This is a genomic window from Lelliottia sp. RWM.1 (genome assembly GCF_016859735.1).
GTDB lineage: Bacteria > Pseudomonadota > Gammaproteobacteria > Enterobacterales > Enterobacteriaceae > Enterobacter.
In genome coordinates this window covers 97,217-121,292 of record NZ_WLVC01000005.1, presented here as the reverse complement: position 1 = coordinate 121,292, position 24,076 = coordinate 97,217, and the positions used below count along the sequence as shown (strand labels likewise).

20 protein-coding genes and 1 other RNA gene are annotated in these 24,076 nt (G+C 50.0%); 7 read left to right on the top strand and 14 right to left on the bottom strand.

Annotation, left to right across the window (positions count from 1 at the left end; translation table 11 throughout):
• Positions 1-6 precede the first annotated feature (6 nt).
• On the bottom strand, positions 7-1,494 hold the full coding sequence (gene sufB, locus GF617_RS06435) for a Fe-S cluster assembly protein SufB (protein WP_181623258.1): 1,488 nt from the start codon (positions 1,492-1,494) through the stop codon (positions 7-9).
• A gap of 8 nt (positions 1,495-1,502) precedes the next feature.
• On the bottom strand, positions 1,503-1,871 hold the full coding sequence (sufA, locus tag GF617_RS06430; RefSeq protein WP_181623257.1) for a Fe-S cluster assembly scaffold SufA: 369 nt from the start codon (positions 1,869-1,871) through the stop codon (positions 1,503-1,505).
• Between the two features lie 436 nt (positions 1,872-2,307).
• Between sufA and GF617_RS06425 the strand changes: the two genes are divergently transcribed.
• Positions 2,308-2,811: a DUF1543 domain-containing protein gene (locus GF617_RS06425; protein WP_203451327.1), complete on the top strand. Its 504-nt coding sequence runs from the start codon at positions 2,308-2,310 to the stop codon at positions 2,809-2,811.
• A 287-nt stretch (positions 2,812-3,098) separates the two neighbouring features.
• A complete protein-coding gene (fdhF, locus tag GF617_RS06420) occupies positions 3,099-5,249 on the top strand; it encodes a formate dehydrogenase subunit alpha (protein WP_181623255.1) in 2,151 nt (716 codons plus the stop codon).
• A gap of 38 nt (positions 5,250-5,287) precedes the next feature.
• Here fdhF and fdnI read toward each other — a convergent pair whose 3' ends face one another.
• The 9 genes from fdnI to GF617_RS06375 all read right to left on the bottom strand — a co-directional run bounded on the left by fdnI (position 5,288) and on the right by GF617_RS06375 (position 16,025).
• Entirely contained in the window at positions 5,288-5,926 is a 639-nt protein-coding gene (gene fdnI, locus GF617_RS06415) for a formate dehydrogenase-N subunit gamma (RefSeq protein WP_181623254.1), read from the bottom strand.
• Entirely contained in the window at positions 5,919-6,806 is an 888-nt protein-coding gene (gene fdxH, locus GF617_RS06410; RefSeq protein ID WP_181623253.1) for a formate dehydrogenase subunit beta, read from the bottom strand. The genes fdnI and fdxH overlap by 8 nt, the downstream gene beginning before the upstream one ends.
• A gap of 12 nt (positions 6,807-6,818) precedes the next feature.
• Positions 6,819-9,869, bottom strand: a complete 3,051-nt coding sequence (gene fdnG, locus GF617_RS06405) for a formate dehydrogenase-N subunit alpha (protein WP_181623252.1) — start codon at positions 9,867-9,869, stop codon at positions 6,819-6,821.
• A gap of 151 nt (positions 9,870-10,020) precedes the next feature.
• Positions 10,021-10,680, bottom strand: coding sequence for a LuxR family transcriptional regulator (locus GF617_RS06400; protein WP_203451326.1), 660 nt, complete (start codon positions 10,678-10,680; stop codon positions 10,021-10,023).
• Positions 10,681-10,731: 51 nt separating this feature from the next.
• A complete protein-coding gene (locus tag GF617_RS06395; protein WP_181623250.1) occupies positions 10,732-11,241 on the bottom strand; it encodes a fimbrial protein in 510 nt (169 codons plus the stop codon).
• Between the two features lie 10 nt (positions 11,242-11,251).
• On the bottom strand, positions 11,252-12,220 hold the full coding sequence (locus GF617_RS06390) for a fimbrial protein (protein WP_375289668.1): 969 nt from the start codon (positions 12,218-12,220) through the stop codon (positions 11,252-11,254).
• Positions 12,196-14,733: a fimbria/pilus outer membrane usher protein gene (locus tag GF617_RS06385; RefSeq protein ID WP_203451381.1), complete on the bottom strand. Its 2,538-nt coding sequence runs from the start codon at positions 14,731-14,733 to the stop codon at positions 12,196-12,198. The genes GF617_RS06390 and GF617_RS06385 overlap by 25 nt, the downstream gene beginning before the upstream one ends.
• Positions 14,734-14,780: 47 nt before the next feature.
• Positions 14,781-15,458, bottom strand: coding sequence for a molecular chaperone (locus GF617_RS06380; RefSeq protein WP_203451325.1), 678 nt, complete (start codon positions 15,456-15,458; stop codon positions 14,781-14,783).
• Positions 15,459-15,518: 60 nt separating this feature from the next.
• Positions 15,519-16,025, bottom strand: coding sequence for a fimbrial protein (locus GF617_RS06375; protein WP_239006364.1), 507 nt, complete (start codon positions 16,023-16,025; stop codon positions 15,519-15,521).
• Between the two features lie 367 nt (positions 16,026-16,392).
• Between GF617_RS06375 and GF617_RS06370 the strand changes: the two genes are divergently transcribed.
• Positions 16,393-17,040 (top strand): helix-turn-helix domain-containing protein, encoded by a 648-nt coding sequence (locus tag GF617_RS06370; protein ID WP_203451323.1) that lies wholly within the window; start codon positions 16,393-16,395, stop codon positions 17,038-17,040.
• A gap of 86 nt (positions 17,041-17,126) precedes the next feature.
• Positions 17,127-17,756: a winged helix-turn-helix transcriptional regulator gene (locus GF617_RS06365; protein ID WP_181623246.1), complete on the top strand. Its 630-nt coding sequence runs from the start codon at positions 17,127-17,129 to the stop codon at positions 17,754-17,756.
• 55 nt (positions 17,757-17,811) lie between these two features.
• On the opposite strand, the gene GF617_RS06360 is transcribed toward GF617_RS06365, so the two are convergent.
• The 3 genes from GF617_RS06360 to GF617_RS06350 form a co-directional block, all read right to left on the bottom strand.
• Positions 17,812-18,006: a YdiH family protein gene (locus GF617_RS06360; RefSeq protein ID WP_181623245.1), complete on the bottom strand. Its 195-nt coding sequence runs from the start codon at positions 18,004-18,006 to the stop codon at positions 17,812-17,814.
• A gap of 95 nt (positions 18,007-18,101) precedes the next feature.
• Positions 18,102-18,512 (bottom strand): 1,4-dihydroxy-2-naphthoyl-CoA hydrolase, encoded by a 411-nt coding sequence (gene menI / locus GF617_RS06355; RefSeq protein ID WP_042715638.1) that lies wholly within the window; start codon positions 18,510-18,512, stop codon positions 18,102-18,104.
• Positions 18,509-21,565 (bottom strand): FAD-binding and (Fe-S)-binding domain-containing protein, encoded by a 3,057-nt coding sequence (locus GF617_RS06350; protein WP_203451322.1) that lies wholly within the window; start codon positions 21,563-21,565, stop codon positions 18,509-18,511. The genes menI and GF617_RS06350 overlap by 4 nt, the downstream gene beginning before the upstream one ends.
• 325 nt (positions 21,566-21,890) lie before the next feature.
• Here GF617_RS06350 and ydiK point away from each other — a divergent pair, with 325 nt between their 5' ends.
• From ydiK to GF617_RS06335, 3 genes are all read left to right on the top strand, one after another.
• Positions 21,891-23,003, top strand: a complete 1,113-nt coding sequence (gene ydiK, locus GF617_RS06345) for an AI-2E family transporter YdiK (RefSeq protein ID WP_181623243.1) — start codon at positions 21,891-21,893, stop codon at positions 23,001-23,003.
• 194 nt (positions 23,004-23,197) lie between these two features.
• Positions 23,198-23,305: antisense sRNA RprA (gene rprA / locus GF617_RS06340), an RNA gene on the top strand.
• An 83-nt stretch (positions 23,306-23,388) separates the two neighbouring features.
• A complete protein-coding gene (locus GF617_RS06335) occupies positions 23,389-24,045 on the top strand; it encodes an epoxyqueuosine reductase QueH (RefSeq protein ID WP_203451321.1) in 657 nt (218 codons plus the stop codon).
• The last annotated feature ends 31 nt before the right edge of the window (positions 24,046-24,076 follow it).

The following is a 24,076-nucleotide window of genomic DNA, read 5'->3' as shown; positions in this document are numbered from 1 at the left end:
CTTTCCTTAACCGACGCTGTGTTCAAGACTAATGGCGAGGAGTTTTTGTGCTTCAACGGCAAATTCCAGCGGCAGTTCAGAGAACACATCCTTACAGAAGCCGTTCACAATCATTGAAATCGCATCTTCTTCACTGATACCGCGTTGCAGGCAGTAGAAGAGCTGGTCTTCACCAATACGCGATGTTGTCGCTTCGTGTTCAAGCTGTGCGCTGTTATTGCGGCACTCAACATACGGGAAGGTATGCGCCCCGCTGTCCGGGCCAATCAGCATGGAATCACACTGGGTAAAATTACGGGCATTGGTCGCCGTCGGCATGATTTTCACCAGCCCGCGGTAACTGTTCTGGCTATGACCGGCGGAGATCCCTTTCGAAATAATCGTTGATTTGGTGTTTTTACCAATGTGGATCATTTTCGTGCCGGTATCCGCCTGCTGGTGACCACTGGTCAGGGCGACCGAGTAAAACTCACCGATGGAGTTGTCTCCACGCAGAATACAGCTTGGGTATTTCCAGGTAATGGCCGATCCCGTTTCCGACTGCGTCCAGGACATTTTGCTGTTTTCACCTTCACACAGCGCACGCTTGGTCACAAAGTTGAGAATACCGCCTGTATTGCCGTCGCCAGGGAACCAGTTCTGCACCGTGGAGTATTTCACCTCAGCGTCTTTGTGAATGATTACCTCAACGACTGCCGCATGGAGCTGGTAGCTATCGCGAACCGGGGCAGAACACCCTTCGATATAGCTGACGTAGCTGCCTTCATCGGCAATCAGGATCGTGCGCTCGAACTGGCCCGTTTTTTCCGCATTAATGCGGAAATAGGTCGACAGTTCCATCGGGCAACGAACTCCTTTTGGCACGTAGATAAAGGTTCCATCAGACGCAACCGCGGCATTCAGCGCCGCGAAGAAGTTGTCATTGCCTGGCACAACCGTACCCAGATATTTCTTTACCAGTTCGGGGTGATCATGAATCGCTTCGCCAAAGGAGCAGAATATGATCCCCTGCCCGGCCAGCTTTTCCCGGTATGTCGTGGCGACGGAGACCGAGTCAAAAATGGCATCAACTGCCACCTCTCGGCCTTCACGTACCGGCACGCCCAGTTGTTCGAAGGCCTCTTCAACCTCTTTGCTTAAAAAGGCGTTCGCCCCCGTCTGCTGTACCGCTCCTGGCTGGGAGGCACAAGTATCATCACAGCTGCCGCAGGATGGCGCGGAGTAATAGCTGTAATCCTGATAATTCAGTTTGTCGTAATGCGCTTTCAGCCAGTGTGGCTCTTCCATCTCCAGCCAGGCCCGGAAAGCATTCAAACGGAACTCGAGCATCCATTCCGGCTCGTTACGTTTTGCCGAAATCGCGCGGACGACATCTTCGTTGATGCCTTTCGCCAGTTCATCCGTCTGCAGTTGGGTGAAGAACCCCTCTTTGTAGTTGAGGTGTCCGCCGCTCCAGGTGTTGACATCATCAGTTGCTTCAGTATTACGAGACATAGTACCGCCTATACCCCAAAGCTTTCGCCGCAGCCGCATTCGTTCTGGGCTTTCGGGTTATGAAATTTGAATAACTGGTTTAAACCTTCACGCACGTAATCGACCTCCGTCCCGTCGATAAAAGGCATCGCCTGTAGCGCGACGAACAGTTTTGCGCCGTCGGTTTCAAACACCAGATCGTCTTTGTCGGGTTCAGTGACGGTATCCAGCACATAGCCGAACCCAGCACAACCGGTCTGCTTAACGCCTAAACGGACGCCCAGAAGCTCGGGCTTTTTTGCCACCAGCTCGTGGATATGCGCAGCTGCCGCCGGCGTGAGCGTTAAACCTCGCCAGGCAAAATCAGCGGGATTGAAGGTTTCTGAATGCAATTCCATAGGTCCACCTCATCTGTTGAGCCTCAAGGGCATAAACACCATGTTAGTGATAACGATTATCACTTCAACCCCCTGACAGCAGGGGCTTTCCGCTAAATCGCCCTTTTTGGCTACTTTTAATAAGCATAGACCCTGTCAGGACAGCTCGGTGGAATGGATTTAATTGTTCAATACATTGATTAATAATGCATTTAACATTCTAAAGGCAGGCTTTTTCGGGAAAAGTAAAATATGTATCGGAAATGCCTATTTTTGAGATAGGGTGCAAAAAATGCGCTATCCCCGCTAATTTCATCAAAATCAGTGAGTTGGTATTTTCAAGGATAATCAGATTATCGACATTTTTGATCCTTTTTATCACGCCAGCGACTCCCGTTATTGAATTCATCGCTGTATATTTGTTTATATATCGATTAAACAAAAACAGGGAATCGTAATGAATCTGTACATGTTTTACGTCGGCGGAAACGCAGGAAAATCGAATATCGAAGTCCATGACATTCAGTTTGTTGCAGCAAAGACGCCAGAAGACGCCTGGCCGGCATTGCGGGAAGCGTGGTTTGGTGACAAGGATAAGATCCACATTGATGGCTATAGCCGTATCACCTGGGCCGATGGTTATTCCGTCACCCTCTCTGACCAACCAGCCCCATCAGCGAAAAAACTCTTTTTTGTGAATGCTGGCGGATACCGCCCTGACACACTGGCTGAATTACATGAATTTGACCTTTTTGTCGCAGACAGCACGCAAGAGGCAAAACAAAAGGCGCTGTCAACCCTGCTCTGCGGTGTCGACCAGCAGCACAAAGATAACCTGAAAGAGGTGGATGACTGCCTGTTACTTGAAAAGCTTGGTAATTTATTTGTTCATCTTACGCCAAACGCGACAGGCCGCCGGGTCAGGCCAGAGTGGCAAGGCTATCAGCCAATTGGTCTTTAACGCGACCCGTATAGCAGTAAGACATTCATCCTCACTTTAATGCGAACCTGAGCGGCGGTTTTATGCCGCCTGTTCGTGCAATTCCTCACATCGTCATTTATGTCGAGTGTCATGTCGACTGGTTTCATCAGACATAAAATTCTCAATAAAATTAATAAATTAAATACTGGCATGATTCGTGCTTAAACGATTGGTCAGAGAATGCTGGCTCATACAATGGAATCTCATGATGCGGCTCCCGGCTTATCGGAGCCGTATCACTTCATTTCTTAACAGGTCTGTTATTGATGAAAAAAATCGCAAGCGTCTGCCCATACTGCGGTGCGGGCTGCAAACTGAATCTTGTCGTTGAAAATAACCGTATTATCCGTGCCGAGGCCGCAAATGGCGTAACCAACCAGGGCACGTTGTGCCTGAAAGGGTTTTACGGCTGGGATTTTCTCAACGATACCCGTCTCCTGACCCCACGTTTAACGCAACCCATGATCCGCTATAACAAAGGTGATGCCTTCACGCCGGTCACCTGGGAAGAAGCTATCCGCTATACCGCAAGCAAGCTCAGTGCCATCAAAGCACAGTTTGGCCCCCGGTCGATCATGACGACCGGCTCCTCCAGAGGCACGGGCAACGAAACCAACTATGTGATGCAGAAATTTGCCCGCGCGGTATTGAATACTAACAACGTCGATTGTTGCGCTCGCGTGTGTCACGGCCCCTCTGTCGCCGGATTGCAGGAGACTCTCGGCAATGGCGCGATGAGCAACTCAATTAATGATATTGAAAACTCAAAATGCCTGTTGGTGTTTGGTTACAACTGTGCCGATTCACACCCTATTGTCGCCAGACGCGTACTTAAAGCCCGTGAAAATGGGGCGAAAATCATTGTCTGCGATCCTCGCAGGATTGAAACGGCACGCATTGCCGATCAACACCTCCAGTTGAAAAACGGCAGCAATATGGCGCTGGTCAATGCCTTCGGTTATGTACTGCTGGAAGAAGAGTTGTACGATAAAAACTATGTGGCACGCTTTGCCGAAGGGCTCGACGCATATCGCCAGACGGTAAAAGACTATGCGCCTGAGAAGGTCGAGCACCTGACCGGTATCCCGGCAAGAGATGTGCGCCAGGCGATGCGTACCTTCGCAGCCGCCCCATCCGCTACGGTGATGTGGGGCATGGGAGTCACCCAGTTTGGTCAGGCGGTTGATGTGGTCAAAGGGCTTTCCAGCCTGGCGCTTCTCACCGGCAATCTGGGTCGCCCGGCAGTCGGCGTTGGCCCGGTTCGTGGTCAGAACAACGTTCAGGGTGCGTGTGATATGGGCGTTCTGCCCAATATGTTCCCCGGCTATCAGGATGTCACCGACCCGGACGTTCGCCAGAAATTTGCCGATGCCTGGGGGATCGATGCCAGCAAAATGGACGATCGCGTCGGAACACGCATTACCGAAGTGCCTCATCTCGCACTTGAAGGCAAGGTCAAAGCCTATTACATCATGGGCGAAGATCCGCTCCAGACTGAGGCCGATCTTGGTCTGGTACGTAGCGGCTTTGAGGCGCTCGATTTCGTGGTCGTGCAGGACATCTTTATGACCAAAACGGCCGAAGTGGCCGACGTACTGCTTCCGGCAACGTCCTGGGGGGAACACGGCGGCGTTTTCACCTGCGCTGATCGCGGATTCCAGCGTTTTGGTCAAGCCATCGAAGCCAGCGGGAATGTAAAGCGTGACTGGGACATTATCAGCCTTCTCGCCACCGAGATGGGCTACCCAATGCACTATGACTCCAACCAGCAGATCTGGGATGAGATGCGCGACCTGTGCCCACTGTTTTACGGAGTTACTTACGAAAAAATGGGTGAGATGGGGCATGTTCAGTGGCCATGCCCAACGCTTGATCATCCCGGCACGCCGTATTTGTATAAAGACAACCAGTTCGATACCCCAAGCGGAAAAGGACAGCTTTTTGCCGCCGCCTGGCGTGCACCTGCGGAAGTCCCTGATAGTGACTATCCATTAGTCCTTTGCACCGTCCGCGAAGTGGGTCACTACTCCTGTCGTTCCATGACCGGTAACTGTGCTGCGCTGCAAAGCCTGGCCGACGAGCCAGGACGGGTCCAGATGAACCCTGCAGATGCTGAAAAACTTGGCATTCGTGATGGACAACTGGTGTGGGTGCGTTCCCGCAGAGGTAAAGTCATTACACGCGCCAGTATCAGCGAGCGCATCAATACAGGTGCGGTTTACATGACGTATCAGTGGTGGATTGGAGCCTGTAACGAACTGACGCAGGACAATCTCGACCCTATCTCCAAAACGCCGGAAACCAAATATTGTGCGGTACAACTGGAGGCGATTCAGGACCAGCGCTGGGCTGAAGATTTTGCTGCGTCCAGCTACCAAACGATGAAAACGCGGTTGATTAACGCAGTCAATGTCTGACGGGCTTGCCGGGTAGCGCTTGCTACCCGGCAGTATTGCTACTCCTGACTCTTCTCTTTCGCTTCCAGTTCACGATACCAGCGAGGATGGTGTTTCTTCGCCCAGCGACGGCTGACTTTGCCCTCAATCATGCCGGTAATCGAGCCCTTCACCCAGAACGCCATATAGATATGGATCAGAATAGCGTGAATCAGCACGATGGCAGCCGTGGCATGAATCAGCAGGCTCCAGCGCACCAGTTTGACCGGGAAATAATGAGCAAACCAGGGACGCCAGATAATGATGCCCGTCGCCAGCAGGACGAAGATCAGGCTCATGATGCTCCAGAACATCATCTTCTGACCGGCATTATATTTACCGACATCCGCCACTTTATGTTCGTTGCCTTTCAGCACCTCAACAATCCCTTTAACCCAGGGAATATCCTGTTTATCGGGAATGTTGTGATGCACAAAACGCACAAACATAAACATCAGCAAGACGAAGATCAGCACGCCGAAAAACGGGTGCAAAATACGCCCCATCTGCGGTGTGCCAAAGGTTTCGGTCAGCCATTGCAGCGTTGGGAAAAAGAGCGCAATGCCGGAGAGCGACACCAGAAAGAAGCTGATCACCACTGTCCAGTGACACGCGCGATCGATAAACGTCGTGCGCAGGATCATTTTGCTTTTACTCATGATCGTTCTCCTCTTCGTCGTCATCCGTCTCTTTATTTGGCCCCACACCGATATAGTGATAAATCAGCCCTGCAAAGGTGGCGATAAACCCGGCGGCAGAGAGTGGTTTAAGAACCCCTTTCCACAGATTCACCGGCACGTCGATTTTCGGCTCATTGGGCAAATTGTGGTACAGCTCCGGCTGGTCAGCATGATGCAACACGTACATGACGTGTGTCCCACCGACACCCTGCGGGTTATAGACGCCTGCGTGGTGGTAACCGCGTTTTTTCAACTGCTCAACGCGAGATCCGCCCAGCTCCAGCATCTCTTTTTTGGTCCCGAAATGAATCGCCCCGGTCGGGCAGGTTTTCACGCAGGCAGGCTCTTGCCCGACGCTGACCCTGTCGACGCAGAGCGTGCACTTGTAGACACGGTTATCATCCGGGTTAAGACGCGGAATGTTGAACGGGCAGCCTGCGATACAGTAACCACAGCCAATACAGTGTTCAGACTGAAAATCCACGATCCCGTTGGCATACTGGATGATCGCCCCCGCAGACGGGCAGGCCTTCAGGCAGCCAGGCTCTGCACAATGCATGCAGCCGTCTTTGCGGATTAGCCACTCCAGCTTGTCGTTTTGCGTGGTTTCGCTAAAGCGCATCACCGTCCAGGATTTAGCACTCAAATCCATTGGATTGTCGTAAACACCTTCGCAATACCCAACGTCATCGCGAATATCGTTCCACTCCGAACACGCCACCTGACACCCTTTACAGCCAATGCAGGTGGAGACATCGATAAGTTTTGCGACCTCTGCTCTGAAGTCACGCGCCTGAGGTGGCGGCGTCATGCTGTTCGTGGCCGAGCGTTTAATAATATCTTGTGATTGCATGGACATACGCGGCCTCCCTTACGCCTTCTCGATGTTAACCAGAAACGCCTTGTACTCAGGCGTTTGTGAGTTTGCGTCACCTACCGATGGCGTCAGCGTGTTCGCCAGGAAGCCTTTGCGCGTCGCCCCTTCGAACCCCCAGTGGCATGGAATGCCGATAGTGTTAACGTGATGCCCATCAATAGTCAGGGTTTGCAGGCGTTTGGTGACCACCGCTTTAGCTTTGATAAAGCCGCGTTTCGACATCACCTTCACCGTATCACCGGCCACAATGCCCTTTTCCTGAGCCAGCGTTTCGCCGATCTCAATAAACTGATCCGGCTGGGCAATCGCGTTAAGCCGCGCATGCTTGGTCCAGTGGCGGAAAAGTTCGGTAATGGAATAGGTTGTCGCGACATACGGGAACGCATCTGCTTTGCCCATATTGGCCATATCGTCCCTGAAAATACGGGCGACAGGGCTGGAGACCACATTCGGGTGCAGCGGGTTAGTACCAATAGGCGATTCGATCGGTTCGTAGTGTTCCGGGAACGGGCCGTCGTTCATTTTGTCGATGGAGAACAGGCGTGCGACCCCTTCCGGGTTCATGATAAACGGCCCTACGTGGCTCCCCGGTGCAGACGCATTGAAATCGGCCACGTCCATCCCGGACCATTTTTTGCCGTCCCAGTGCAGCAAGGCGCGTTTGGCATCCCAGGGTTTACCCGCGGGATCGGCCGATGCGCGGTTATACAGAATGCGACGGTTGGCAGGCCACGACCACGCCCAGCCGGGCGTGCAACCCAGCCCATACGGATCGCTGTTATCACGGTTCGCCATCTGGTTGCCCTGCTCCGTCCAGCTACCGCAGTACACCCAGCAGTAGCTGCTGGTTGAACCATCATCACGTAGCTGTGCAAAGCTGCTGAGCTGTTGACCTTTTTTCGCAATCAACTGACCTTTGTCATCGAACAGATCGGCGAGTGCGATACCGTTGGCTTCACGGGCGATCTCTTCCGGGTGCGGATCGCGGGGATTTTTATACTCCCACGACATGTTCAGCACCGGCTCGGGATTTGCACCGCCTTCCTGCTGGTACAACTCACGCAGGCGCATAAACAGGCGGCCCAGAATCTTACCGTCATGCATCGCCTCTCCTGGCGGTTCTGCCGCTGCCCAGTGCCACTGCAGCCAGCGCCCCGAGTTCGCGATCGACCCATCTTCTTCAGCAAAACAGGATGACGGCAGGCGGAACACTTCGGTCTGAATATCCGCCGGGTTCACGTCGTTCATCTCACCGTGATGCTGCCAGAACGTTGAAGATTCAGTGACCAGCGGATCGATGACCACCATGTATTTCAGTTTTGCGAGCGCACGGGAAGACTTGTTCTTGTCCGGGAATGCCGCCAGCGGGTTAAAGCCCTGCACGATATAGCCGTTAATTTTCCCTTCCAGCATCAGCTCAGCCTGGGTCATCACGTCGTACAGGCGATCCCACTTCGGTAACCAGTCGTAGCCCCAGTTATTTTCCGCTGTGGCATGCTCTCCCCAGAAACTTTTCATCATGCTGATGAAAAATTTCGGCGTGTTTTGCCAGTAGTTCACTTCATTCAGCCCCAGTGACGGCGGCGTAATTTGCGAAATATAGGTTTGATAGTCCGGCTGTTTTTCAGACGGAAGAGGCATATAACCCGGTAGATTGGTTGAGAGCAGTCCCAGGTCGGTATAGCCCTGAATATTGGAGTGGCCGCGCAGGGCGTTGACACCGCCTCCCGCCATGCCAATGTTTCCCAGCAACAGTTGCAGCATCGCTGCCGCTCGGATGATCTGCGCCCCTGCGGAATGGTGTGTCCAGCCAAGAGCATAGAGAATGGTTGCGGTACGATCGGGGACGCTGGTACTGGCCAGAATGTCGCAGATGCGGGTAAAGTCCGCGATGGAGGTTCCGCACAGGCGGTTAACCATCTCTGGCGTATAACGATCGACATGTGCCTTCAGCAGGTTCCACACACAGCGTGGATGGCTGAGTGTCTCATCACGCAGGGCATTCCCCTGCGCATCCAGCTGATAGAACCAGCTTGATTTATCATACTGGCGCTTGTTGGCGTCATACCCACTGAACAGGCCGTCGTCGAAAGTGTAATCCTCGCGGATCAGCAGGCTGGCATTGGTATAGGCCCGGACATATTCGTGCTGAATAGCATCATGCTCAATAAGGTAGCGGATTGCGCCCAGCAGGAATGCTGTATCAGAGCCTGCGCGGATCGGCGCGTAAAGATCGGCAACCGCAGCACTGCGGTTAAAACGTGGATCAACCACCACCACCGTGGCATCATTTTTGGTTTGGGCTTCAATCACCCATTTAAACCCGACCGGATGCGCTTCTGCGGCGTTACCGCCCATGATCAGCACCACGTTGGCATTTTTGATATCGACCCAGTTATTGGTCATCGCCCCGCGACCAAAAGTTGGCGCCAGCGCGGCAACCGTCGGCCCATGACACAAACGAGCCTGACAGTCGATGGCCGTCATCCCCAGCGCCCGGGTAAATTTGCCGTCAAGAATACCGGTTTCGTTGCTGGCCGCCGATGAGCAGAGCATTCCGGTTGTCGTCCAGCGATTGACGGTTAACCCTTGTGCATTTTTCTCAATAAAATTGGCGTCACGATCCGCCTTCATCAGGCGGGCGATACGTTCAATGGCATCATCCCAGGAGATCCGCTGCCACTTATCCGACCCCGGTGCGCGATATTCGGGATACAGCAGACGGTTATCACTGTGAATGTAATCCAGCACCCCTGCCCCTTTCGGGCACAATGAGCCCCGGCTGACCGGATGGTCCGGGTCACCTTCAACGTGATAAATACTTTCCCTGACGTTTTTGGCATCGTCGCCCAGGCTATACATGAGCATGCCGCAACCGACTGAACAGTAGGTACAGTTATTACGCGTCTCTTTTGCTTTTAAGAGTTTGTATTGACGAGTTTCTGCGTGAACAGAAAAAGATGATAAGAATCCGAGAGATGCAACAGTTGTTCCTGCCATACCGCCCGCGCAGATCTTGAAGAACTGCCTCCGGCTAAGCTCCATGCTTCCTCCAGCTTAAACTTAAGACATGAAAAGGGATGGAGATTATAGGGGTATTACCACGGATAAACCATTATCCATTTATGGTTATAAGGCCATGTTCTTTCAGAGGGCTTTGAGCAGCCCTCTTCCTGACAAGACCGGGCGAGGCAGGTCAAAAAATGCCCATTTTTGCCACAACGTCATCAGAGATCTCGCGGCACATAATGGGGCAGAACTTTTTTTCGGCCAACCGGATAAGAAATAATCGTAATTCGACGTCGCTACGCAGACCAAATTTCTTCATAACCCGGTACTTATGGGTAAAAACCGTTTTATTACTGATCATCAATTCATTCGCAATCTCCAGGGTCGATTTTCCTTTATATAAGGAGCTCATAATTCGCAATTGTTGTAATGATAATGTCTGATACTGACAGTTACAGCAGTAATTATTGCTCAACTGATAATTAGGTAACTGTGTTTTGCGCCATTCCCTCAGTAAGCATTTTCTAAATTCATTTAGCGATAACCTCCGTGAAATAAAAACACTCCCCGGCAAGCAGAAAGAACATGACGGGATGGACACCCCCTCATCATTCACCAACACTATTATTATCCCCGTCTTCCGAGCCTTTAATTCAGAAAAGCAGGATTCACATTCTTCAAGTGGTACAGAGAGTATGATAATATCAGCCCAACAAATACTCTCTGGGTTAAGTTCAATACTAAAGCATGTGCCTTGTTGAAATTCATCAAAAAAAATATCCGCCAGAAAACAGTACAGACCGTGACGGTAAAGAACATTAGGTTCTTTTATTACAATATTAATCATGGATAATATCATCTCATAATGGAAATATTATTATTCGATAACCACTGCGGGTCAATTATATTGAATTATCAACACCACAACTGCGTTAATCGTTCCAGGCCTGACGTGACCAGCAGATGAATAGGCGCGTGCCTGCATCGCAATAGAGACAGACCTGTCCTTATCTACTGTTTGGGTGATACTGGAACCGACACCTTTAAGGCGATGGGTACGAGAATCGGTTAACGCAATTGCAATTTGCGTTGCCGTTCCATGATTTAAATAATAATCTCCCCCAGCCGTTGTGTCCGCGACACCTGCAAAAATCACTGTCACACTTTGAGTAGAAATGGGACATTGGGTGAACGCCAGTTTAAAAGGAACCGATTCCGACGACGACATCGGCGTGGCCATATTTATTGCCTGAATAGAACCAAGATTAACGTTAAGTGCCTTATTCCCTCCATTAAATACACAAGGTGATGCAACGATATTCCCCGTTATATTAACATTGACAGTATCCGCCGAAAAAACAAGCCGGGAAAATAAGCAAAAAACAAAAAGGAGTGTTTTTTTTGCCATTTTATATTGATTACTGGTACGTTAAATTGAGTGTGGCAGAGGCATTAGCCGTGCCTGGCGTAACTGACGCCAGGGTCTGGTAATACCGCGCCGTTAACGAAAACGTTTCATGACCTGTGGCTGATGATTTCAATCGTATTTTACTGTTCAGCACCAATGGTTTCCCATTATATAAAAGCTGTACGCCAACGCCTTTTGCTGTTTCCTGCTGTCCCTGTCCCGTTAATGACAATACGCTATTGGCATTGATATCTGGGTTTTTCACGCCACTGATTGAAAGATTGATATTTGTCCCTTCATTACAGGTTAAGCCTAAATTTTGCGTATTTTGTACACCGGGCAGATGAGTCCCAGGGGATGACCCAAATGCGGAAACCGGAACATTACCCAAGGGAAAATTCAGTTGTTTCGTATTAACACTGCATGCCACGACATTTATGCGTCCTCCGGTAATCATGGTGGTAAGCCCATTAACAAATGCACCGCGTCTGTCTTTAACCGCGATCACACCTAACACACCAGAATTGAGTAACCCCGGAGATACTGGCCCTGTGACAATTAATTCAACCTTTCCTCCAAACCATTCAACATAGGATGTTCTCATCGGATATGGAAATGTTGTACCCGGATTATCAAAAAATTTACCGGAAGAAAAGCGAATACCAACGCCACTGATATTCGTATCATAAACATGATCCCCATAACTACTGCGTATTGCATTGTAATATCGCATGCTAAAGCGAAGCGTCAACGTGCCAAAGCAGCGCTCAAGGTAAGATTTTGTGCTGGTTGCTTTTTGTGAGAATAAAACCGTACCGACTGCTGCATCACGTTGAACAGTAATAGTTCCAATCGAAATCGTCGATGTTTTAGGAAAAATAAGTAAACATGTGCTGGCGAAGACGGGAGAACAACCGATGATAATACCGGTCAGGCAACATAATATTAAAACTCTCACCGGTCTGTACTCCCACGGCAATAAGTGCTCATTTCAGAGATCCCACCAAATGAACGCTGCTCTGGTAATTGATATTCCACAATACAGCGTTGCGACGGCTGCCGTCCCCACACTACCGTAAGTTGTCCTTTTTCTTTCAAGCCAGAGAGATATACCTGCCCTTTATCACCAACAATAAAATGACGGTTTTCATCTCCGGATATTTTCAGGATAGCGCCAAAGGGCAGAGAGCGGTGTTGATTCTTCAGCGTCATCAGTACCCGTCGTCCGACATGGGTAATGTAATCAGCACTAACAACAGCACCTCTTGTCGGTATTATCGTCTGGCTATTTAATTCAAGTTCAATATCAGCAGGCATATTTTCCGGCTCCAGCGTGATCTCATTTTTACGATAGGCCGAAATAGCGCTGACAACGGCGAACCCACGAAAATCAGTCTTAATGCCCGACTGATTTCTGATCCCGATATCGTGTGCACCAGGCGCTTTAATCAGTACATTCGTCTCGCCAAATGGTTGAGAAAATGTCACCCCGTCTGAATGAAGTATAACCCCGCCCTGGAGACCCAGGTTTACACGCTGACTTTGTGGGTCATAACTGTATCCCGCTTTAATTTCGCTGTAGCGGGTTTTAACATCACCGCTCATACTCCCGGAATACCCTTCGCCTCGGGAACCATAACCTTGTTGCAAATTCCAGTTCAGCGCATTATTTTCCATCGCCACACCGCTAATACTGATATCGTGGTGAGTACCGTTATCAGGACGGATATTGACACTATGGCTCACCCATGTCTGTGGCAGAAATTTATCAAACGGCACATTCAGGTTAATGGCCAATATCTGGTCGTGGCCGTATTTGTGGCCTGATGAAACCATTCCGCCGCTTTGACTGTAAGTCCAGGCCAGGCTGTAACCCATATTGTGCCAGGCATTGCTATAACCCACGGAATATGACGCAGCGGATTTATCGCAATCCCAGTAATCTTCACGGGAAATACTCAACATCAACGCCCCTGCATACCGACCTAATATCTGGTTCATCGACAGTTCTGTACGGTTGCGTCGTCTGTCCTGTGGTGCATGTGTATTTCCCCAGGAGTCCAGAACGTCCTGCATACCATAATAACCACGGGTTGAATAACGGTAGGCGGCAATGGAAAAATGAGTCCTTGTACTGACCACATCTTTGCTATATCGCACCCGCCATGACTGGCCTGTAGCGTGCCGCCTGTTCTGGAGAACCGACCGACTTTGTGTTACATCGGCGGAAATAGCACCAATGCCACCCATATTTTTGCCCATGCCTGCCGTCATTGCATGATATTTAGGCGACACCTGCCCCCCTCCGTACAGCGTCAATCCTGACGATAAACCTGCAATCGCGGTAGCCTGCGCAAAAGGTGTTTTTTCTATACTGTGGTTGTAAGAACGGTACATTCCCATTGTTAGCGCATACTTTCGTCGCCCCTCGCGCTGTAAAACAGGCAATGCGGCATAGGCCACCGTATAGTGCTGATCTCTGCCATCATCTTCCCTGATCGTGACATCCAGATCGCCGGCTCCCCCCGCGGGGTACATATCCGTAATTTCAAAGGCTCCTGGCGCAACATAATTCTGGTAGATCAGATATCCATTCTGGCGAACCATCACCTGCGCATGTGTTCTTGCGATACCACGTACTACTGGCGCATACCCTTTCAGAGAATCCGGTAACATCTCCTCATCTGACGACAACTGGACTCCGCGAAAAGGCATGCTATCGAACACATCTGCGGGAGCAGAACTGTCCCCCAACACAAGTTGTGCGTTAAGGGGGATAATCGATCGCTGGGCATAGGTGTAGACCGTATCCCAGGAACGGTGTCCGGATGTATCACGCGACCAGGTCGTGTAGTGACGAAATCGCCATGCACCTATATTGATACCGGGCCGCAGGTTGGCATACTGGCTGGTGCTTAATGTGCTATTTCCCTGTTTCATCCGTGAATTTGCACCGCTCATACTGTAGTTGAGCATGAAGGCATTAATTCCTTCATCCCACAATTCAGGGGAAATATATCCTCTTGCCGGGGTGATAATCGCGGCCTGCGGCAGGCTGATCGCCAGACGCAGTGCTGCAAATTGAAAATCCGTTTCTGCCTGCGGGATCGCCTGCAGATTAGCGCAAGGGGAATGCTTCATTATTAACGTTGGGTATCGTTCGACGTTGATACCCCATCGCCTGAGTTGTCCAATATTCAGACAAGGTTTCAGTTTACGAGATCCACCGGGTCCCTTTATCGAGACAAATTCAATATCATCCGTTTCAATCTTCTGATCGTTAAGCGTAATATCCACACGATAAGTTCCTGGTCCGTATGAACCTGATTCAAAAACGGACAGATCCACTCTCTCTGTTTCCAATGAATCCAGCTCCACCAGTTCTGAATTAAAAGCACCCTGTGCATCATTACTGTTTAATGATAAAAATAGTACCGAAAGAGTAAAACAGGCCATACACACCGAGTCGCTTGCATTATCCTTCGCGGGCATCTTCATGATCATTAAATTATTACTCACGCAGTCAATTTCGTTATAAATTACAACCTGACTTTATGCATATCCCCTGCACTGCCATAATCATTGATCACACTGAATGCCACCCATGAGCCTTTTATAGCGGCTGGAAAACTAAATTCTTTAGACATACCCGGTAAAACGTATGAAACATCCTCGACGCTTTTACCATCAATGTATATCTCATTAAAATTAATGATATAACGCGTTGGGTTATGTACATGTAAACCCCTTCCTGTGCGTGTCCAGATAAGTTTACCCGCCTGTTCTTCAGGTGAGGCGGCGCTCAGACTTTCAGGCCGGTAGATTAATTTAATGCGGGTTTTTACCGCAATCTGCAATACGTTTTCTTGCTCTATCATTGATGGAATAGTCTTAATGTTCAGCCAATATAAACTTTCGCTCACCTGAGATAGCGGGGCTGTCATCACTATACGTTCAACATTTTTTTGACCTTTATCAAGCCTATAAAGGGGAGGTGTAATAATAAATGGAACGCGCCCCTCACCTCCGTGTTCAGACTCGATCCATGACTGAATTAAATAATCAGCGTCGTCAGGATTGCTTACACTGATGGAGGCCTCTTTCCTGGCTCCATCAAAAACAACACGCGTCCCACCAATAATCACACCTGAATTCGCAACAGGAATAGCTGATGCCACAACTGTACAGGCCAGAAGTGCATTCAGAATTGACTTCATTTACACCTCTATAAATAAACAGAACGATGTACCAACGCTATTATTATTTACTTCAAGAATTTAATTATAAACAATGGAAAAGTTGGCGGAAGAATTTGCCTTACCGGAAACCACCGCGTCTACCGTTGAAATATACTGCGCATAGAAACTCAACGTGTTATCCGTCGTACCGCTAAGCACATAGGTATAATTGTTACTCCCATGCAGAGGTAAATCTGTTTTATCTGCTGCCATGAGATTGATCGCGATGCCTGTCGCAGCACCTGCGGTTGAGGTGTTAATCGCCAATAAATTACTGTTGGTGGCATCCGGTTTACCATCAAATCGTACTTTTGCATTTTTGATCGTAGTGGGGCAATTCTTCAGAACGATATCAAATTTCGTTGCTGCCGTTTTCGAACCCGCTGCTGGAAATTCTTTTTTGTAATAATCGCCCATCACCACCGCCTGATTTTGTGAAGCAACAGTCACCTCGCATGCGGAATCCAGAACATTGCCTGTAAATGTTATCGTTCCTGCTGATGCAAAAACATCAAAAACCGGGGGTGTTATTCCCGTAATAACCATAAAAATTGCGATGATTTTATTCATGATGGATTTTTCCCAGATAAATAATCATTAACCCCGCAGATCTAAAATATAATGCGGAAGAGATACTTGGTGAGGGAAATCTAAACAATGCGCTCTGACAATTCAATTTGTTTTAAGGTCTAGCTGTAGACTTCATGTTATAAACATCGTTCATATCAAAATGCTGGCGTTGTCTATTTTTAGACTATGATTTTTTCCACTTATTTTTCAATGAATTAATTAATAGTGATTGAATTCTATCCCACTGTATACATTCAATTGTTATTCCATATTTCAATCAATTTTAAGATAATTCTAAGCGTTTATACGAAAACTCCCTTTTTAATGTTAACGAGGACCTCGAATGAAGGCTTTGCCAACGGAGAAGAAAAAAAGGGCATTTGAATTAAAACCCTTCGACCATATCAACAATATCATCGCTCATACGCTTCCCTTTGCTGAACACATCACGTTACCGAAAGGAGAGAATATTCATTATTATCATAATAGCGCCAGGCAATGTTTTTTACTTTTACAGGGCAACCTGGCACTGCATCGCCGTTGCGATGGTACTGTCCTGAATTCAGAATCAGCACCCTTTGTTCTCGGGGTGAGTAACCAGTTTTCGTCAGAAGATCTTTATGTCAAAGTGCTTGAAAAATCTGAAATCGCGCGTATTTCCCTAGCATACTTTAACCAGATCGTTGCGAATAAAAACCTTTGGGAGAGTTTTTCGAATCTCTTAATCTACACCGCATCCAGGGCTTATGAGCATTGTGTAAAAATCGCGCAGGCATCGGCCTATGACATTATCCGCTTCCAGCTTGTGGCATTGATGAATGAGCAAGATACTTACAGAAAAAATATTACTGCGGTTGCCTATATCAAAAATCACAGCAATCTTTCTCGCAGCGGAATAATGCGTATTCTTGCCGAGCTTCGCACAGGAGAGTACATCACTATGCAGCGGGGAGTATTACTTGAAATACGTCATTTACCACGAAGATATTGAGCGGTAATGCGCTATTGCTTCTATAAGAAATGCCTGCCTTAATGATAGCGCCCCAATCAGGTAGGCCATATTAAAGGTTATCGTCTATGTTATCTGCTGCCGCACGCCGTCGCGGTTCACCCTATGCCCGGGAGTTTATTTCTCATTTGCAGCCTTTTTGTCAGGTACAAAGCTGTGTTCAAGGGAAACAGTTGGATTTTCAGGTCAATGGTCAGGGCATGTGTTATCTGATTCTCGAAGGCTCTGTGGCCGTTTATCGCCGTAAAGACACGATGCTACTTTCGACGGCAACGAGTCCCGCTATTTTTGGTGTCAGTAATCTCGCTGGCATTTTCCTCAATGATTACCTCATCACGCTAAAACCCTGTCTGCTCGGTGTGATGACGACGGATGATGTCAGTGCGGTCATCAAAGAAAAAGATTTGTGGTGTCTACTGTCGAAACAACTTATGTATGTCTGTAATCGGCTCTACCACAACATCATGCCGCAAAATGCACTTACCGCTTATGATGTCATTCGCCACCAGTTGACTGAACTGATGAGTGAAGAGGAGAGCTTTCGCCTATCCATCACGGCGGAACAATACATCAGGGATAAAACTCATCTGTCGCGGAGTGGAACCATGCGGATCCTGGCGGCCTTAAAAGCAGGAAATTACGTAAAAATGGAGGAAGGCAGGCTTATCCGAATCAATAAACTTCCTGCAAAATACTGATAAAAAAAGGCCGCAAATGCGGCCTTTATTCTGAGTTCACTTGCAAACCCTGTAATTAATGGACATGAACGCCCAGCCGCCAGGCAAAATAGATCTCTTCTTTGAGTTCATTAGAAGAGAGTGCGAGCAGGTCGGCAAACTCAAGCTCAAGTTGTTTGAGCTTTTTCAGGTACTGCGCCGGAGACAGGTTGCTCTTATCGCGACGTAAATATTCAATTGCCAGTTGGGCTGGGTTCAATTCGGTATCCATGATGTCCTCGTTTGTGTACAAAACATGAGCAGTATAACACCTTTTGCTGCCCATCTTTTGACCAAAGGCAAAACATTCAGCATGTTTACACGCTTTTAAACAACCGCAGTGGTCAGACGCGACGAGCAACACAACCGTTCCTGTTCATCCAGAATATCAATCTGCCAGACCTGATGGCGGCTCCCGGCGTGAAGCGCGCGGCAAATTCCCCGTACGCGTCCACTGCGGACAGAACGGATATGGTTGGCATTCACTTCCAGCCCAACCACCTTCTGCTCCCCTTCCGTGCACAGATAGCCAGCCACAGAACCCAGCGTTTCAGCCAGCACAACGGATGCACCGCCGTGCAACAGGCCAAAGGGTTGATGTGTGCGGCTATCAACAGGCATGGTCGCTTCCAGTTCGTTCTCGCCAATGCGCGTAAACTGGATATCCAGCAGACCGACCATGTTTCCCTCACCCATCGCATTCAGTGCCTGTAACGTCACTGCACGTTTCCAGATCATCCCATAATCTCCAGTAAAGCCTGTAACGGATGACGCACCCCGTTACCTTCAACCCGTTTCACCTGGCTTCGGCAGGAGTAACCTGTCGCCAGACAGCGGTTGCGCGGTAAACGTTGCATCGCCTGATGCCACGACAACTCATAAATCCCCAATGAATTGCTATGGTTTTTGACCTCATGTCCGTAGGTTCCCGCCATACCACAGCACCCCACGCTGACGTTCTCCAGTTTTGCACCGAAACGGGCAAAAATTGAGGCCCACTGAGAGGGCGCACCCGGCAATGCGGTCACTTCAGTACAGTGACCAAACAGATACCAGGACTCACCGCTGACATCCGTGGTTGCAGTTTGCTGCAAAGCCGCCGGTAGCCACTCGTGCACCAGCATGACGTGGAAATCGCCACGTTTATCGCCCAGCGTTTGCTTGTATTCATCGCGATAACAGAGCACCAGCGCCGGATCAACACCCACCATCGGCATACCCAGTTCTGCCACGCGATTTAAGAAGTCTGACGTTTTCTGTGCGGTTTTTGCAAAACGGTTCAGGAAGCCCTTAATGTGCTGCGCTTTGCCATTCGGTGAGAATGGCAACACAACGGGCTGATAGCCCAGGCGTTCAACCAGGCGGACAAAATCGGCCACCACCTGCGCATCGTAGTAGCTGGTAAAGGGATCCTGCACCACCAGCACAACATTCTCTTTTTGCTCAGGGTTGAGCGCCTCAAGCTGCTCCAGCGTCATGTTTGCTGAGCGATGCCCGACCAATTGACGTTGCAACGACGGCGTCGACAGCAAAGGCAGATCCACCATGCCGATATGTTTTTCGGAAAGCTTGCGCACCAGCGGCTGATTGATAAAGAAGTTGAACGTCTTTGGCGCTCGCGCCATCAGCGGGGCATAACTTTCGACGGTTGCCACCAGATGATCGCGCATCGGACGGAGATAGCGCGTGTGATAAAGCTGCAGGAAGCGTGAGCGAAACTCCGGGACGTCGATTTTGATCGGGCACTGGGTCGAACACGCCTTACAGGCCAGACACCCTGACATCGCCTCTTTGACTTCATGCGAGAAATCGTATTCGCCTTTACGGGCATGCCAGCTGTTGCGGGTTCGCTCTATAAGCGTGCGCAGGCTGGCTCCTTTCTCGGGAAGCTCACTTTCAAGTTTCAGTGGGTCAACACCCCGATCGGCCAACAAGCGGAGCCATTCACGTACCAGCGTGGCGCGACCTTTTGGCGAGTGGATGCGGTTGCTGGTGATTTTCATCGACGGACACATCGGGCTTTTCACATCGAAGTTAAAGCACAGCCCGTTGCCGTTACATTCCATTGCGCCGCGCCATGAGGAACGCACTGCAATCGGGATTTGCCGGTCATACGTGCCGCGCTTCACGGCATCAACCCGCAACATTGGGGAGTCGACACCTTCCGGCGGACAAATCTTGCCAGGGTTAAGGCGGTTTTGAGGATCGAATGCCGCTTTCACTTTACGCAGTTCAGCATACAACTGCTCACCGAAGAACGCCGGGCTATACTCCGCACGGAAACCTTTACCGTGCTCGCCCCACAACAAACCACCGTATTTTGCGGTTAACGCGACCACGTCGTCAGAGATCTGTTTCATCAGGATCTCTTGCTGCGGGTCGCACATATCCAGTGCCGGACGCACGTGCAATACTCCGGCGTCCACATGGCCAAACATACCGTAGCTCAGACCGTGGCTGTCGAGTAATGCACGAAACTCCACGATGTAATCCGCCAGATGTTCCGGCGGTACGCAAGTATCTTCCGCAAACGGAATGGGTTTCGCCGCACCTTTGGCGTTACCCAGTAAGCCCACGGCTTTTTTACGCATCGCATAAATACGTTCAATGCCCGAAAGATCGTTACACAACTGCCAACCAATAACGCCGCCTTCACCCGTCCCGATAAGTTCGTCGAGACGCTGGCACAGCGTGCTGACCTGGCTTTCAATCAGTTGTGCGTCATCACCTGCAAATTCAACAATGTTCAGCCCAAGCATCTCTTTATCCGGCACATCCGTGATCAACTCATTCACGGAGTGCCAGACAATGTCTTCTCGTGCCAGATTGAGCACTTTTGAATCGACGGTTTCCACCGACAGCGCGCGCGCGTCAACCATAAACGGCGCATTGCGCAGCGCAGAATCAAAGGAGTTGTATTTGACGTTGACCAGGCGACGCACCTTCGGCAGGCGAGTGATATCCAGTCGCGCCTCGGTGATAAAGGCCAGTGTTCCTTCAGAACCGGTCAATACGCGGGTTAAATCGAACTGGCTGAGATCGTCATTAAAGACATGACGCAGGTCGTAACCGGTTAAGAAGCGGTTCAGTTTCGGGAATTTGTCGAGGATCAGTTGGCGGTTATCGCGACAACGTTCCAGTACGGTGCGGTAAATTCGCCCGCTCGCCGTGTTATCCTGGCCCAGGGTTTCTGCGAGCTGTACCGGCATCGGCTGAGTATCGAGGATGTCTCCCCCCAGCAGAACCGCGCGAACGCCCATAACGTGATCGGAGGTTTTACCGTAAACCAGAGAACCCTGCCCGGACGCATCGGTGTTGATCATACCGCCAATTGTTGCCCGGTTACTGGTCGAAAGCTCCGGCGCAAAAAAGTAGCCATAAGGTTTTAGGTATTGATTAAGCTGGTCTTTGATCACGCCCGCTTCAACACGCACCCAACCCTCTTCAGGGTTGATCTCAATAATGCGGTTCATGTAGCGCGACATATCAATGATGATGCCCTGATTTAGAGCCTGGCCATTTGTGCCCGTGCCGCCACCGCGAGGAGTGAAAATCAGAGAAGTGAATCGCTCTTGTGCCGCGAGACGGGCAATCAGCGCCACATCTGCAGTAGAGCGTGGAAAAACGACGGCATCGGGAAGTAGCTGGTAGATACTGTTATCGGTCGCCATCGTCAGCCTGTCGGCATAACGTGTCGCGGTATCGCCGGTAAAACCCTGTTGCTCCAGTGCCTGCAAAAAGTTTAGCACCAGTTGAACGACGCCAGGTGCCTGAGAAATCTGTGGGATCATTACGGTCGACCCTAATAAGAGTTGTAATTCCCCTCAATAATTCGAGTGACAGGAAGGCGGCAAGTGCGTGGATCGCCGGTTAAATAGATATCGCGGTAACCGGGGGGTGAGCACACGCCGCCAACGCATCTGCAACTTGAAATATAACGGGGATAATCGTTTGCGTTGTGTCTCAAAGGTTGTATCACATTTTTTTCTTATACGCCCAGCAGAATTACAGGCAGAATTCGCCTGTCAAAAATCGCTGAAATCACTAATGATTAGAGAGATGCGGTTTCATATTCCCGCCAGCGCAGCTGGTGCTCATCAAAGGTAAATTTCATTTATGGTCAATCTTCGTCAGCCCAGGGATGTTGCGCAAATTTTGCTGTCGGTGCTGTTCTTGGCAATCATGATTATTGCGTGCCTGTGGATTGTTCAACCTTTCGTGCTCGGCTTCGCCTGGGCTGCTACCGTCGTCGTCGCTACCTGGCCTTTGTTATTACGTCTACAGAAGCTGTTATGGGGCCGTCGCGCGCTTGCTGTACTGGTGATGACATTACTGCTTTTTCTGCTCTTTATTATTCCCATTGCGCTATTGGTCAACAGCCTGGTCGATACCAGTGGCCCCGTGATCCGCGCAATAAGCAGCGGAGATATGACCCTCCCGGATCTCGCCTGGCTTAACAGCATTCCGGTGATTGGAGCGAAACTCTACAGCGGCTGGCACGGCCTGCTGGAGATGGGCGGTAGCGCGATTATGGCGAAAGTGCGCCCGTACATTGGCACGACAACGACCTGGTTTGTCGGTCAGGCCGCGCATATCGGCCGCTTTATGATGCACTGTGCGCTGATGCTGGTCTTTAGCGCCCTTCTGTACTGGCGTGGTGAACAAGTGGCGCTCGGTGTGCGTCACTTTGCAACCCGACTGGCAGGCAAACGCGGGGATGCCGCAATACTCCTCGCGGCTCAGGCCGTCCGTGCGGTCGCTCTCGGGGTCGTGGTGACGGCGCTCGTTCAGGCCGTGTTGGGGGGAATTGGTCTTGCCATTTCAGGGGTTCCTTACGCCACTATCTTTACCGTCATCATGATCCTGACCTGCCTTGCGCAACTGGGGCCTTTGCTGGTACTCGTTCCTTGCATCATCTGGCTCTACTGGAGTGGTGACACCACCTGGGGAACCGTATTGCTGGTGTGGAGTTGCGTGGTCGGGACGATGGATAACGTGATCCGCCCGATACTGATCCGCATGGGGGCAGACCTGCCGTTGATACTGATCCTGTCTGGCGTCATCGGCGGGTTAATTGCGTTTGGGATGATCGGCCTCTTTATCGGCCCGGTCCTGCTCGCCGTGACCTGGCGTCTGTTCTCCGCCTGGGTGCATGAAGTGCCGCCGCCGAGTGACGATCCCGACCAGATCCTGGAAGAGCTGAGCGAAATCGAAGAACGCAATACCTGATATTGTTCGGCCTGGGCGGAATCTTGACCGCCCAGGTAACATTAAGAAACATTAACCATTCTTACCTCCCTTTCGCCTCGTCATGCCACGGAAACGTCTTAATCCACTGATTCCTGCCAAAGAATCTTTACGTCTCTTTAACTATTGAGACGAATCTGATCGACGCAAAAATTCGCCATGCCTACTATTAGGTCACGGTTATAAATCAACACCTTGATTTATAAGCATGGAAATCCCCTGAGTGAAACAACGAATTGCTGTGTGTAGTCTTTGCCCATCTCCCACGATGGGCTTTTTTTTATCCGCGCCCCACCAGGTATTGGGTTTCGACCCATCCCGCCAAAAAAACTATACTTAACCCTTTATTAACAGTACCGGGTGCAACATGCCGCCATTTGAACGTCCTAAACTCGAACTCCCTAACGCAGCAGAAAAGCTTCTGCTCCACTCATGCTGTGCCCCGTGTTCCGGGGAAGTCATGGAAGCTATTCAGGCATCCGGCATCGATTACACTATTTTCTTTTACAACCCCAACATTCATCCGCAAAAGGAATATCTCATCCGTAAAGAGGAGAATATTCGTTTTGCCGAAAAACACGGTGTGCCATTTGTCAATGCCGATTACGATACCGACAACTGGTTCGAACGGGCAAAAGGTATGGAATGGGAACCTGAGCGCGGCGTACGTTGCACCATGTGTTTTGATATGCGTTTTGAACGCACGGCACTGTACGCCTGGGAAAATGGCTTCAGTACAATTTCCAGTTCCCTTGGTATTTCCCGGTGGAAGAATATGCAGCAAATCAACGACTGCGGTCAGCGGGCTGTCGCCCCTTATGAAGGGATGATCTACTGGGATTACAACTGGCGTAAGCAAGGCGGCTCATCACGGATGATAGAAATCAGCAAGCGCGAGCGTTTCTACCAGCAGGAGTATTGCGGCTGCGTCTATTCTCTGCGTGATTCAAATATGCACCGAAAAACACAGGGTCGACCACTGATTAAAATTGGAAAACTGTTTTACGGGGATGATGAGAGTTAAGTGTTTACCCAGCGAGTGTTGCCCGCTGGGT